This window comes from Brevundimonas albigilva, assembly GCF_023503965.1.
GTDB classification, from domain to species: domain Bacteria; phylum Pseudomonadota; class Alphaproteobacteria; order Caulobacterales; family Caulobacteraceae; genus Brevundimonas; species Brevundimonas albigilva.
In genome coordinates, this window is record NZ_CP097298.1 from 3,072,352 (window position 1) to 3,084,936 (window position 12,585).

The window sequence follows — 12,585 nt, forward strand, 5'->3', positions numbered from 1 at the left end:
TCGTCAGAGTTGACCGACCTTGGCGAACAGGTCGGTCGACGCGCGCTCCAGCAGAAGGCCCGGCGTCTCGTCGGGCCTGAGCTCGGCCGCGCCGACGTCGAACTCGGCCACGAAGGGCGACCGGTCGGGACCGGCGTCGAAGGCGGTGCAGCCGATGACCGCCGCGATCCGCTCGGCCGCCAGACGGGCCGCCTCGCCCCGCGTCGCCGGCAGGGCCAAGGCGAAGACCTCCTTGGCCAGGCGCGCCGCCGTATCCTCGACCCGGACCAGACGCGAGATCATGGCGCCGATCTGGGGCATGGCGCGGTCCAGCCAGCCGCCCTGACGCGCCAGGGTGACGGCGTCGCCTTCGCGCACCCGCAGCACGCACACCGACAGGGGCCGGCGGCGCGCGCGCGAAGCCTCGGCGACGCGACCCAGATGGGCGGCGAACAGTTCAGCGGTGAACAGGCCGGTCGAAGGGTCCATGATTTCCAGGCTGCGGACCGAATCCAGCGCCTTGCGGATGGTCAGCTGGCGACGGTGCGACTGGGCCAGGGCCAGAACCCGCTCGGCGGTCTCGATCTCGGGCGTGTCGGAGGAGGCGACGTCGGCGAAGCCGCGATGGAACAGCTCGCCCAGATTTATCTCGTTCTTGCCTCGCAGATAGAGCATCAGCGGGATGTGATAGAGGCGCGTGTTGCGCTTCATGCCCGAGGCGATGGACAGGGCGGGCGCATGGTCGTCGGCGCCCCACAGGACGGCGGCGTCGAAGCTGCTCTCGTGCAGGAAATCGAAGGCGGTGTAGGGCGTGGGGGCCGCCACCACTTCAGCCCCCCGGCGGCGAGCGCGTTCGACAGCGCCAGAAAGCGCCGATCCGCGGCGCCGGCCGCGAGGATGATGCGAAGCGGCGGGTCGTCCGACGCGCGCGTGTCCAGGCCGACGCCGCGCGCGGCCAAGGTGGAGGCGCGAAGCCGGAACTCCTCCTCGGCGATGGCCGCGCGAATCAACTGTTCCAGCCGCAACGAGGCCTGGACGGGGTGCGGCGCCTTGGACATGGCCAGGTCGGCGCCAGGCGCGGCCTCCGGGCGCGCGCCCACCACCATCACCGGCAGACGGCGCGGTTCGGCGGCGTGGCGAAGGCGCGCCAGAACCTCGGGCGTGAAGTTGTCGGCGTCGACGATGGCGGCTTCCAGCGGGAAGTCCCCAAGCGTGGCCTGGGCCGCTTCCACCGTGCGGGCCGTGACGGTTCTCCAGCCCAAGGCGTCCAGCCCCGCCGTCAGACGATCGACCCGTTCGTCGTTCGACGCCAGAACCAGTACGCGCGTATCGAATTCCAAACCGGTCTTTCCCCTTGCGGCTTCGCCGCATCCTTGGCCCCGCGAGGCGCGGCAAGCATAGCGACGGGCGGGCATGTCAGGCAACGCTGCAGGTTGATGGGCCGAGGGAAATCCGGGGCGGGACGGGAAGGGTTCCCATGTCGGGCAAATCGGTTAGTTTCCCCCGCTTGTCGAGGCGGTCGAGAGAATCCGGTTGAGCGCGCATCTTAGCCGCACGGTGCTGAAGGCGCCGGACTTTTGGGGCCGACTGGCGGTACGGGCGTTCGCCCGCAGTTGGGGCCGCGACGTCATGCTCTACACCGGCGGGGTGTCCTTCTTCGCCCTGCTGGCCGTATTTCCCGCCATCGCCATCCTGATCGGCTTCTACAAGCTGGGACTGTCCATCGGTCAGGTCAGCGAGCAGGCGGCGGCGCTGGCCGACCTTCTTCCCGCTGCGGCGCAGGGGATATTCGAAGACGAGATCAGCCGGCTGGCCAACGCCTCGGCCCGCACCGTTTCGGCCCAGAGCGCCTTCGCCCTGCTGGTCGGCGCCTATGCCGCCCACAGGGGATTCAAGGCCTTGCTGGCCGGTCTGAACCTGATTCACGATGAAACGGAGCCGCACGGCTTCTTTCGATTCAACCTCCTGGCCTTCTTCGTGGCCATCTTCGCCTTCGCCCTGTTCACCATCGTGTCCGGCGCGGTGGTGACGGTGCGGATCCTGGCGCACGCGGCCTCCCCGGCGGGCGCGCAGAGCGGCGGCGGGCTGGGTCCGCTGGACACCCTGCTGCCGGCGCTGGGCCTGGCCTTGGGCCTGACGCTGCTCTATCGCTACGCCATGAGCCATCGGTCGCCGGTGGCGTGGCTGCCCTCGCTGGTCGGGGGACTGGTGGCGACGCTGATGTCGGTGGTGGCGTCCTGGCTTTGCGCCATCTACGTCGAACAGATCGCGCCGCTGGGGGCCACCTACGGCTCGGTCGGCGCGGTGGTGGTGCTGCTGATCTGGTTGTCGTGGAACGTCAACGCCATCTTCTACGGCGGCGCCTTCGCCACCGAGATGGAGATCGCCGCCCGGCGGGAAGCGCGGCTGGAGCAGACCGCCGCGGGCGTGGTCAGCCTGTCGGAGCGTCGGGCCTCGCGGGACCGGTCTCGACTGTGATCCGCAGCACCCCGTCCGTCTCCTCGATCGAGACCAGCCGTCCGCCGACCTGACCCATCAGATAGGGCGCGTCGATCCTGGCCATGGCGTCGGTGGCCAGCAGCACCAGCCGCGTTCCCTCCGCCAAGCCCTGCATGGCCTTCTGAAGTTTCAGGCTGGGCGTCGGGCAGCGGTGACCCCGCGCGTCGACAACGACCGGGGGTCGGCTCACGCCAACTGGTCCGCCAACAGGGTCAACGCCACGCGCACGGCGGCCTGCCGCACCTGGTCGCGGCCGATGTCGCCGAACCGTTCCTCGCGATGGACCAGTCCCCGGGGCCCGACGGCCGCGAAATGGACCAGCCCGACCGGCTTCTCGGGCGAGCCGCCGCCTGGGCCGGCCACGCCGGTGATCGAGACGGCGACGGCGGCCTGGGCCTGGTGGGCGGCGCCCCGCGCCATGGCCTCGGCCGTGGGCCGCGACACCGCGCCGTGGGCGGCCAAGGTCGCCTCGGGCACGCCCAGCATCTGCACCTTCGCGGCGTTGCTGTAGGTGACGAAGCCCCGATCCAGGGCGGCCGAGGATCCGGCGATCTCGGTCAGGGCCGCCGCGACCAGGCCGCCGGTGCAGCTTTCCGCCGTGGCCACCATCAGGCCGCGCGCGGCGGCGCTTGCGACGATCTGTTGCGCCTGGGCGCGTATGTCTTCGGGGAACATGATCTTTTCATAGGCCGCGAGTCCGGCTCTAACCAGAGGCGATGACCCTCGCCGTCGACCCCGCTTCGCCTCGTCCCGACGTCAAGCGCGACAAGGCGACGCCATGGATGTTCGCCGTGGCGATCTTCACCTCGGCCTGCCTGGTGTTCACGGTTCAGCCGATGGTCGCCAAGCTGGTGCTGCCGACGCTGGGCGGGTCGCCGTCGGTGTGGAACGCCTCGATGGTGTTCTTCCAGACCGCGCTGCTGGTCGGCTACGGCTATGCGCATCTGCTGCAACGCGTCACGGCGCTGCGGACGCAGGTCGCGATCCACCTTGTCCTGCTGGCGGCGGCCGCGCTGTTCCTGCCGTTGCGGATCAGCGGCGCGCTGGGCGATCCCGATCCTTCGGCGCCAACCCTGTGGCTGCTTGGAACCCTGGTCGTTTCGGTCGGGGCGCCCTTCGCCGTGCTGTCCGCGACGGCGCCGCTGCTCCAGGCATGGTTCGCGCGCGTTCGCGCCGGCCATGCGGACGGTCAGAACCCCTACGTCCTCTACGCCGCGTCCAACCTGGGCAGTTTTCTGGCCCTCTTGGCCTATCCCATCCTGATCGAGCCGCTGGCCAGCCTGTCGGGCCAGAGATGGGGGTGGAGCGGCGGCTATGGTCTGTTCGTGCTGCTGGTGGCGGGTCTGGCGCTCCTCGTTTGGCGACGTCGATCAACGGCGGGCGGGGCGGTCGACCCTGCAGCCTCGCCGCCAGCGCTCCGATGACCTGGCGTGAACGCGGCATGCTGATCCTGCTGGCCGCCGGGCCGTCCAGCCTGATGCTGGGGGTGACCGCGCATCTGTCGACCGACGTGGCCTCGGCGCCCTTCCTGTGGGTGGCGCCGCTGGCGCTGTATCTGCTGACCTTCGTGATCGCCTTTGAAGCCAGGCCGGCGATCGGCCTGCCCCTCACCCTGGCGATCCAGGGCTGCGCATCGGCCGCCTGCGCGGCGCTGATCGCCTTCCGGACCGGAGAATGGGCGGTGATCTTCGCCATCCATCTGGCCACCTTCTTCTTCACCGCGCTGATGTGCCATCAACTGCTGGCGGCGCGACGGCCGGCCCCGGACCGGCTGACCGAATTCTACCTGTTGCTGTCGCTGGGCGGCGTCGTAGGCGGGGTGTTCAACGCCCTGGTCGCGCCGGCGATTTTCAACATGGTCTGGGAATATCCGCTGGTCCTGATCCTGGTGGGCCTGTTCCGGCCCTGGGGGCGCGGTCCCCTGAAAAGGTGGGAAGTGGCCTGCATGCTGGCCGGCGTGGCGATCGCCCTGACCCCGCCCGGCGTTCTGGAGGCGATGCGTTACAGCCCGGAGTTCCGCGCGCAGGTGCCTGAACAGCACATGGTGCGAATGGCCCAGGCGGCGCTGGGCGTGGCCGCCCTGTTCGCCTTCCTGATCCGCGACCGGGCGGTGCTGTTCACGGTGGTGATCGCGACCATGGTCTGGTCCGGCTATCATATCTCTCGCGGCTATGACTGGGACCTGTCGGAGCGCAGCTTCTTCGGCGTCATGCGGGTGGCGACCACGCCCGATCCGGCGCTGGGCGGTCCGGTCCATGTGCTGATGCACGGCACCACGCTTCATGGCGCCCAGGCCCAGGCGGCGCGTCATCGGTGCAGGCCGACCCTCTATTACGCGACCTCGACGCCGCTGGGGCAGGCCGCGCTGCAGGCCCAGAGCCTAAATCCCCAGGGCGCCGTGATCGGCGTGGTGGGGCAGGGGGCGGGCGCCATGGCGGCTTACAAGCGGGCCCAGGATCGGCTGACGTTCTTCGAGATCGATCCGATGGTGGATCGGATGTCACGCGATCCGCGCTGGTTCAGCTTCATCAACGGTTGCGCCGACGGACCGGTTCGAACGGTGCTGGGCGACGCGCGCCTGACGATGACGCGCGAGGCGGCCGGTTCGTACGACCTGCTCGTCATCGACGCCTTCACCTCGGACGCGGTGCCGACCCATCTGCTGACGGTCGAAGCGATCCGGGGTTACCTGCGGCTGTTGAAGCCGAACGGGGTCGTGGTCCTGCACCTGTCGAACCGGAACCTGGAGATCACCCTGCCGGCCGAGGCGGCCGCCCAGGCGCTCGACGTCCCGAACCTGCATCAGATATACATCGAGCGCGACGATACGCCGGTGATGGCCGAGGCGTCGACCGAGGCGATGATCATCTCCCCGACCGAGGCGGGCATCGCGCCCTATCGACGACGACGGTCGTTGGCGTCAATTGCAGCCGACCGACGTGCGCCCCTGGACAGACGACTACGTCAACCTGTTCGGCGCGTTGATGCGCCAGTGGCGCTATTCCGTGCGGTGAGGGAGCCCGCGCCTTAGACGAGCGTTAAGGTGCGGATGACCGAAGACAAGCCGCCTGTCCTGAAGAACCCTCGTCGCCTGCTGAAGCTGCTGGGCGTGCTGCTGGGTGTGTTCGTGCTGCTCTACGTCGGCGTCGCCGCCACCGCCTTCCTGCGCAGCCAGGGCAGCGACGACCAGCGACCGATGACGGGAGACACCCAAGCCCCTGTTGAGGCCGCCCATCCGGCGACGTCAGGCTGAGGCGGGCAGGTCGACGGTGGCGACGGCCTGCGCGGCAAGGCCTTCGCCGCGCCCGGTGAAACCCAGCCCCTCGGACGTCGTGGCCTTCACGCTGACGGCGTCGAGCGGCAACGCCAGCAGGTCGGCGATGCGCTGGCGCATGGCGTCGCGGTGCGGCTTCACCTTGGGGCGTTCGCAGATCAGGGTGACGTCCACATTGACGATGCGCCCGCCGCGCGCCTTCACCCGTTCGGCGGCGTGGACCAGGAAACGGTCCGAGGACGCGCCTTTCCATTTCGGATCGCTGGGCGGAAAGTGATCGCCGATGTCGCCGTCGGCGATGGCGCCCAGCAGGGCGTCGGTCAGGGCGTGCAGGCCGGCGTCGGCGTCCGAATGACCGATCAGGGTCTGGTCGTGCGGCACCTCGATCCCGCACAGCCAGACGGAGCCTCCCGGCCCCCAGCGATGCACGTCGTAGCCCGAGCCGACACGGGTCTGGCGGGGGAGCAGGGCCTCGGCCATGGCGAAATCCTCCGGATAGGTCAGCTTCATCAGGCGCGGGTCGCCGGCGACCAGGGCCACCCGGCCGCCGTGTTGCTGCACGACCACGGCCTCGTCTGCGGGCGGGTGATCGTCGGTCCAGACGGCGTAGGCCTGTTCGACGACGCCGCGCCGGAACGCCTGAGGGGTCTGCGCGCGCCACAGGCCGTCGCGGTCCACGACGCCGTCCATGAACCCTTGCCGCCCGCGACGCAGGCTGTCGGCCACCGGCAAGGCGGGCAGGGCGCCGTCATGGGTTTCCAGCGCGTCAAGCAGCCGTTGCACGACCGCCCTGGGCAACAGCGGCCGCGCCGCGTCATGGATCAAGACCGGCTGGTCCGGAGGACAGGTCAGGGCGGCCAGACCCGCCTGGACCGAAGCGGCCCGGGTCGATCCGCCGATGGCCGCGCGCCAGCCGTCAAGGCCCGCCAGCGTTTCCGTCGCCCGCAGCTCGGCGCCGGGCGCTACGACGATCACGATCTCTTGCGCGCCAGTCGCCAGCAGAGCTTCGACCGAGCGCCGAAGGACAGGCTGGCCGCCCAGGTCGCGCCACTGCTTATCGCCGCCCGCGCGCGCGCCTGACCCGGCCGCGACGATGATGCCTGAAAACGTCATGTCGCCTTCTAGAGCGCGCGTCGAAGACGTGTCATCCGCTTTTCCGCCCGCGACATCGAAACCATCAAAGCGCCGCGGTCGTGCTTGACGAACGCCGCCGTAATGCGGCGAAAGGCCCGGATGACGAACCGTTTGCAGATCGGGGACGTGTGCGTGCCCGGGCGGGTGCTGATGGCGCCGATGACCGGCGTGACCGACCTGCCGTTCCGGCTGTTGGCCTCCAGGCTGGGCGCGGCCTATGTCGCGACCGAGATGGTGGCGGCGCGCGAACTGGCGCGGGCGCGGCCGGACGTCGTGCGCCGCGCGGCCGTGGGCGAGGGGCTGCCCCTGACGGTGATCCAGCTCGTCGGCCGCGATCCGGCCGCGATGGCCGAGGGCGCGCGCATGGCCGAGGCGGCCGGCGCCGACATCGTCGACCTGAACTTCGGCTGCCCGGCCAAGGAGGTGACGGGCGCGGCGGCGGGGTCGGCCCTGATGCGCACGCCCGATCTGGCGCGCCGGATCATGGAGGCGGCGGTCGGGGCGACGACCCGCCCGGTCACGGTCAAGATGCGGCTGGGCTGGGATGACGACAGCCGCAACGCCGCCGAACTGGCGCGCAGCGCCGAAGCCATCGGGGTCAAGGCGGTCACAGTGCACGGCCGCACGCGCAAGCAGTTCTATACGGGCCAGGCCGACTGGGGCGCCGTGGCCGAGGTCAAGGCGGCGGTGGCCGTGCCGGTGATCGTCAACGGCGACATCGTCACGGCGGACCAAGCGCGAGAGGCGTTGGATCGGTCTGGGGCCGACGGCCTGATGCTGGGACGCGGCGTCTATGGCCGGCCCTGGCTGGCGGCGCATCTGGAACGGGCGCTGATCGACGGCGTGGCGATGGAGGAGCCGGGTCCGCAGGCGCGCCTGGCGATCGTGCTGGAACACCTGCGCGCCTCGGTCGCCTTCTACGGCCTGCCGCTGGGACTGCGCATGTTCCGAAAGCACCTGGGCTGGTATGTCGAACAGGCCCCTGGCCGGCCGATCCGCAACACCGCCGTGAAGCCAAGGCAAGAATTTGCCGGATCGAGACGCCGGAGGCCGTCGAGGCGGCTATGGCGGAGCTTTGGCGATCAAATTTGGCGCGGGTCGACAACTCCGTTGTTGAAACCGGGTCACGATTTGTGGACAGTGCCGTTGCATGACGGATACGCCTCCAGTTTCGGCCGCCTTGCCCGATCCCGCGTCGGGCGATGAGCCGTTCTGGGGCCGACTTGACGGCGACCGGGCGCGGTCGATCTTCGGCGTGGCCTATGTCGTGGCGGTGGTCGCCACCGCGGCGGCCGTCTGGCTGACCGTCATCGCGCCGGGCGCGCGGGCGGGCGGAGCGGGCGGATCGACCGGCCAGATCGCCCTGGTCGTCCTGGTCGCCAACTTGGCGCTTATCGCCGGCCTTGCGTTCGTGATCGGGCGGCGCGTCCTGGCGTTGGCCCGGGGCGCGCACGAGGCGGGATCCCGCCTGCACCTGCGTTTCGTGGCTCTGTTCTCCATGGTCGCGGTGATCCCGGCCGTGCTGATCGCCCTAGTGTTCGGCGTCCTGGTCAACCGCGGCGTCGACCAGTGGTTCAGCGACAACGTCCAGGCCTCGGTCGAGAACGGCGCCGTCGTCGGACGCGCCTACATCGAGGACGTGTCGCGCTCGATGGACTCGGACCTGATGATCATCTCCGATCAGCTGTCCAGCGCGCGCGGCCTGTTCGGCGACCGGATCAGGTTCAACGACGCCCTGGCCCAGGTCGGCGACATCTTCGGCTATCCGGCCATCTACATACTGAACGGAGAGGGCGAGATCCTGGCCCGCGCCGAACAGCCCGGCGCGCCGCCCCTGCTGCTGCCGCCGCGCGCCTACCTGGAAGACGCCGCCCAGGGCGGCAAGCCGCCCACGGACGTGACCCAGCATCCCGACACCGTGCGGTCCCTGATCGCCTTGCCGGCGTACGGCGACGCCTATCTCTATCTGGTGCGCCCTCTGCAGGACGGGCTGATCACGCGCGGATGAACGCCTCCAACGCAGCCATCCAGGCCTACCGGGAGGCCAGCGAAAGCCGGGCGCGCATCCAATCGGCCTTCCTGCTCAGCTATCTGGAGACGGCGTTGCTTGTCCTGGTCGGGGCGGTCTGGATGGGGATGTCGGCCGCCAGCAGCATCTCGGCGCCCATCGGTCGTCTGGTGAAGGCGGCGGGCCAGGTGGCCGGCGGCGACTTTTCCGCGCGGGTCGAGGTGGATCGCGCGCCGGCGGAGATCGCGACCCTGTCCGACGCCTTCAATCGGATGACCGGCGATCTCCAGGCGCAACAGACCGCCCTGCGCGCCGCAAGCGAGGAGGCGCAGGGTCGCAGCCGCTTCATCGAGACGGTCTTGTCCGGGGTCAGCGCCGGCGTGATCGGCCTGGATCGGCGGGGGCGGGTGTCGGCGGTCAACGACAGCGCCATCCAGCTTCTGCACATCGCCGAGGACGAGGTGCTGGGCCACGAGCTGGCGACGCTGTCGCCGGAGCTGAGCGACCTTGTGCGTCGGGCCGAGGCCCATATCGAAGAGGACATCGACGTCAGCCGCGCGGGAGAGACGCGAAGGCTGCGCGTCCGCATCGAAGGCGGGCAGGGCGGCGAGATGGTCCTGACCTTCGACGACATCACCCGGCTGGTCACGGCCCAAAGAAACGCGGCCTGGCGCGACGTGGCGCGGCGCATCGCCCACGAGATCAAGAACCCGCTGACGCCGATCCAACTGTCCGCCGAGCGGCTGAAGCGCAAGTACCGCTCCAAGGTCGACGAGGTGGAGATATTCGACCGCTGCACCGACACGATCATTCGCCAGGTGGGTGACATCGGCCGGATGGTGGACGAGTTTTCGTCCTTCGCACGGATGCCGGCTCCGCGTTTCGCGCCCGAAAATCCGGCCGAGATGCTGCGCGAGGCGGTGTTCGCCCAGCGTGTCGCGGCGCCCGACATCGTCGTGGACATGGACGAACCCTTGCCGAAAACCACCCTGTCTTGCGACGGCCGCATGGTCGGCCAGGCCCTGATCAACATCCTGAAGAACGCGGGCGAGGCCGTGGCCGCGCGCCGTCTGGCGGACGGCGAGGCGGCGGCCTCGGAAGACACCGGCGTGAAGGCTTCGCTGGACGTCCACGACGGCCAGGCGATGTTCGTGGTCGAGGATGACGGCGTGGGCCTGCCCGCCACCGACCGGGATCGGCTGACCGAGCCCTATGTGACCACGCGCGAAAAGGGCACCGGCCTGGGCCTGGCGATCGTCAAGCGCATCTGCGAGGACCACGGCGGCGAGCTGAGGCTGGGCGACGCCGAGACGCTGCGCGGCGCACGCGTGTGCCTGATCTTCCCCCTGAAACCCCCGGAAGGACCGGCGAAGCGATGGAGCGCAGGCTCCAGACCATCGCCGCCGAATAAGCGAGGCAAGATGCGACCTACCGGTTCCGACATTCTGGTCGTCGACGACGAGGCCGATATCCGCGATCTGGTCTCCGGCCTGCTGGAGGACGAGGGCCATGCGGTGCGCCTGGCCGCCAACTCCGACGAGGCGCTGGCGGCGATCCGCGCCCGCAAGCCGTCTCTGGCCATCCTGGACATCTGGATGCAGGGCGGCGGCCTGGACGGGCTGGAACTGCTGGAGGTGGTCAAGGAGATCGACGCCGACCTGCCGGTGGTGATGATCTCGGGCCACGGCAACATCGAGACGGCGGTGACGGCGCTGAAGCGCGGCGCCTACGATTTCATCGAAAAGCCCTTCAAGTCTGACCGGCTGGTCGTGGTGGTCGAACGCGCGATAGAGGCGGCGACCCTGCGGCGCGAAAACCGCAGACTGCGCGCCCAGACGATGACGCCGTCGGGCCTGATCGGAAAATCGCAGGCGGCCCAGGCGCTGCGCGGCACCATCGCCAAGGTGGCCCAGGCCAACAGCCGGGTGCTGATCTCGGGTCCGCCCGGCTCGGGCAAGGAACTGGTGGCGCGCCAGATCCACGAAGGCAGCCCCCGCGCCCGGGCCGAATTCGTGGCCATCTCCGCGGCGGGCATGACCCCCGAACGGCTGGATGTCGAACTGTTCGGCGAGGAGGGCCAGGACGGTCGGCCGCGCAAGATCGGCGTGTTCGAGCGCGCCCACAACGGCACCCTGTACCTGGACGAGATCAGCGACATGCCGCGCGAAAGCCAGAGCCGCGTTCTGCGGGTCCTGGTCGATCAGCGCTTCCGCCGGGTCGGCGGCGAACAGGACGTTCAGGTGGACGTGCGGGTCGTCACCTCCACCTCGCGCGACCTGAAGACCGAGATCGCCGAAGGGCGGTTCCGCGAGGACCTGTTCCACCGGCTGAACGTCGTGCCGATCCGCGTGCCGGCCCTGTCGGAACGCCGCGAGGACATCGCCGAACTGGTGGAGTATTTCGTGGAGACCATCAGCGCCTCGCAGGGCCTGCCCCGGCGCGTCGTCGGCGACGACGCCGTGGCCGTCCTTCAGGTCCACCCCTGGCCCGGCAACATCCGCCAGCTGAGGAACAACATCGAGCGGCTGCTGATCCTGGCCACGGGCGATCCTGGCGAGCCGATCACCGCCGACATGCTGCCGCAGGAGGTGGCGACGTCGAACGGGTCGGCCGGGTCGCTGGGCGCCGAACGCACGATCGCCCTGCCGCTGCGCGAGGCGCGCGAGGTGTTCGAGCGCGAGTATCTGGCCGCCCAGATCATGCGCTTCGGCGGCAACATCTCCCGCACCGCGGCCTTCATCGGCATGGAGCGGTCCGCGCTGCACAGAAAGCTGAAGTCGCTGGGCGTTTCCCCCGCCCGCGGCGGTGAAGAGGAAGAGACCGCCTGATGTCCCGCGTCGCCTACGTCAATGGATCCTACAGCCCGCACGGCCAGGCCGTGGTGCACATCGAGGATCGCGGCTTCCAGTTCGCCGACGGCGTCTATGAGGTCTGGTCGGTCTTCGATGGCAAGATGGCCGACTTCGAAGGCCATATGACGCGCCTGCACCGCAGCCTGAACGAACTGCGGATCGACATTCCCATGTCGGCCGCCGCCCTGACCCAGGTGCTGCGCGAGACCATCCGGCGCAATCGGGTGGTCAACGGCATCGTCTATCTTCAGGTCACGCGCGGCACGGCGCGCCGCGACCATCCGTTTCCGGCGCCGGGCACGCCGCCCAGCGTGGTCGTGACCGCGAAGTCCATACCCTTGGCGCGGGGCGAGGCGCAGGCCAGGAAGGGCGTCGCCGTCCTGACCCAACCCGACATCCGGTGGGGGCGGTGCGACATCAAGACGGTCGGGCTTCTGCCCAACATCCTGGCCAAGCAGGCGGCCCGCGAGGCCGGCGCCTACGAGGCCTGGATGGTCGACGAGATGGGGCTGGTCACGGAGGGCTCCTCCACCAACGCCTGGATCGTCGACGAGAACGGCAAGCTGCGCACCCGCGACACCCAGGCCAATATCCTGAAAGGCTGCACCCGCACGACCCTGATGGAGCTGATCAAGGAGCACGGCGTCGAACTGGACGAACGCCCCTTCAGCGTCGAGGAGGCCAAGCGGGCGCGCGAGGCCTTCTTCACCGCCGCGGGCGCCTTCGTCACCCCCGCGGTGTCGATCGACGGGACCAAGATCGGCGACGGCAAACCCGGGCCGATCACCAAGCGCTTGCGCCAGCTCTATCTTGAACAGGCTCGCAGAGACGCCATTTAG

At 69.6% G+C, this 12,585-nt stretch carries 12 protein-coding genes and 2 pseudogenes; 9 read left to right on the plus strand and 5 right to left on the minus strand.

What is annotated here, in order from left to right:
• Positions 1–3: 3 nt before the first annotated feature.
• Together MU852_RS18010 and MU852_RS18015 are read right to left on the minus strand one after the other, a co-directional pair.
• The gene (locus tag MU852_RS18010; protein WP_347342315.1) at positions 4–804 is read right to left on the minus strand and encodes a diguanylate cyclase domain-containing protein; all 801 of its coding nucleotides are present in this window, start codon (positions 802–804) and stop codon (positions 4–6) included.
• The gene (locus MU852_RS18015) at positions 687–1,319 is read right to left on the minus strand and encodes a response regulator (protein ID WP_347342316.1); all 633 of its coding nucleotides are present in this window, start codon (positions 1,317–1,319) and stop codon (positions 687–689) included. Before MU852_RS18015 ends, MU852_RS18010 begins: the two co-directional genes overlap by 118 nt.
• Before the next feature lie 193 nt (positions 1,320–1,512).
• Here MU852_RS18015 and MU852_RS16310 point away from each other — a divergent pair, with 193 nt between their 5' ends.
• A complete protein-coding gene (locus MU852_RS16310; protein ID WP_249750429.1) occupies positions 1,513–2,457 on the plus strand; it encodes a YihY/virulence factor BrkB family protein in 945 nt (314 codons plus the stop codon).
• Here MU852_RS16310 and MU852_RS16315 read toward each other — a convergent pair.
• Entirely contained in the window at positions 2,411–2,668 is a 258-nt protein-coding gene (locus MU852_RS16315) for a sulfurtransferase TusA family protein (RefSeq protein WP_249750430.1), read from the minus strand. The genes MU852_RS16310 and MU852_RS16315 overlap by 47 nt on opposite strands.
• Complete coding sequence (locus MU852_RS16320; RefSeq protein WP_249750431.1) at positions 2,665–3,153, minus strand: CinA family protein; 489 nt, start codon at positions 3,151–3,153, stop codon at positions 2,665–2,667. The genes MU852_RS16315 and MU852_RS16320 overlap by 4 nt, the downstream gene beginning before the upstream one ends.
• 41 nt (positions 3,154–3,194) lie before the next feature.
• Between MU852_RS16320 and MU852_RS16325 the strand changes: the two genes are divergently transcribed.
• The 3 genes from MU852_RS16325 to MU852_RS16335 are packed head-to-tail and all read left to right on the plus strand — an operon-like array spanning position 3,195 to position 5,731.
• On the plus strand, positions 3,195–3,902 hold the full coding sequence (locus tag MU852_RS16325; protein ID WP_249750432.1) for a hypothetical protein: 708 nt from the start codon (positions 3,195–3,197) through the stop codon (positions 3,900–3,902).
• Positions 3,903–3,919: 17 nt separating this feature from the next.
• On the plus strand, positions 3,920–5,509 hold the full coding sequence (locus MU852_RS16330; RefSeq protein ID WP_249750433.1) for a spermidine synthase: 1,590 nt from the start codon (positions 3,920–3,922) through the stop codon (positions 5,507–5,509).
• Positions 5,510–5,527: 18 nt separating this feature from the next.
• A complete protein-coding gene (locus MU852_RS16335; protein WP_249750434.1) occupies positions 5,528–5,731 on the plus strand; it encodes a hypothetical protein in 204 nt (67 codons plus the stop codon).
• On the opposite strand, the gene MU852_RS16340 is transcribed toward MU852_RS16335, so the two are convergent.
• On the minus strand, positions 5,723–6,865 hold the full coding sequence (locus tag MU852_RS16340; RefSeq protein WP_249750435.1) for a bifunctional 2-C-methyl-D-erythritol 4-phosphate cytidylyltransferase/2-C-methyl-D-erythritol 2,4-cyclodiphosphate synthase: 1,143 nt from the start codon (positions 6,863–6,865) through the stop codon (positions 5,723–5,725). The genes MU852_RS16335 and MU852_RS16340 overlap by 9 nt on opposite strands.
• Before the next feature lie 120 nt (positions 6,866–6,985).
• Between MU852_RS16340 and dusB the strand changes: the two are divergent.
• The 5 genes and pseudogenes from dusB to MU852_RS16365 all read left to right on the plus strand — a co-directional run bounded on the left by dusB (position 6,986) and on the right by MU852_RS16365 (position 12,585).
• Positions 6,986–8,040: pseudogene (gene dusB / locus MU852_RS16345) on the plus strand (tRNA dihydrouridine synthase DusB).
• On the plus strand, positions 8,037–8,894 hold the full coding sequence (locus MU852_RS16350) for a hypothetical protein (protein WP_249750436.1): 858 nt from the start codon (positions 8,037–8,039) through the stop codon (positions 8,892–8,894). The pseudogene dusB and the gene MU852_RS16350 overlap by 4 nt, the downstream one beginning before the upstream one ends.
• Before the next feature lie 128 nt (positions 8,895–9,022).
• Positions 9,023–10,186 (plus strand): annotated as a pseudogene (locus MU852_RS16355) (sensor histidine kinase); the annotation flags it as partial.
• Between the two features lie 129 nt (positions 10,187–10,315).
• Entirely contained in the window at positions 10,316–11,722 is a 1,407-nt protein-coding gene (gene ntrX, locus MU852_RS16360) for a nitrogen assimilation response regulator NtrX (protein ID WP_249751982.1), read from the plus strand.
• Positions 11,722–12,585: a D-amino-acid transaminase gene (locus MU852_RS16365; RefSeq protein ID WP_201216155.1), complete on the plus strand. Its 864-nt coding sequence runs from the start codon at positions 11,722–11,724 to the stop codon at positions 12,583–12,585. Before ntrX ends, MU852_RS16365 begins: the two co-directional genes overlap by 1 nt.

What these genes read in the sequence shown, in the direction of transcription:
- ntrX (WP_249751982.1), top strand. Translation starts at nt 10,316, where the DNA reads ATGCGACCTACCGGTTCCGACATTCTGGTCGTCGACGACGAGGCCGAT.
- MU852_RS16320 (WP_249750431.1), bottom strand. Translation starts at nt 3,153, where the DNA reads ATGTTCCCCGAAGACATACGCGCCCAGGCGCAACAGATCGTCGCAAGC.
- MU852_RS16335 (WP_249750434.1), top strand. Translation starts at nt 5,528, where the DNA reads ATGACCGAAGACAAGCCGCCTGTCCTGAAGAACCCTCGTCGCCTGCTG.
- MU852_RS16365 (WP_201216155.1), top strand. Translation starts at nt 11,722, where the DNA reads ATGTCCCGCGTCGCCTACGTCAATGGATCCTACAGCCCGCACGGCCAG.
- MU852_RS16330 (WP_249750433.1), top strand. Translation starts at nt 3,920, where the DNA reads ATGCTGATCCTGCTGGCCGCCGGGCCGTCCAGCCTGATGCTGGGGGTG.
- MU852_RS16350 (WP_249750436.1), top strand. Translation starts at nt 8,037, where the DNA reads ATGACGGATACGCCTCCAGTTTCGGCCGCCTTGCCCGATCCCGCGTCG.
- MU852_RS16340 (WP_249750435.1), bottom strand. Translation starts at nt 6,865, where the DNA reads ATGACGTTTTCAGGCATCATCGTCGCGGCCGGGTCAGGCGCGCGCGCG.
- MU852_RS16325 (WP_249750432.1), top strand. Translation starts at nt 3,195, where the DNA reads ATGACCCTCGCCGTCGACCCCGCTTCGCCTCGTCCCGACGTCAAGCGC.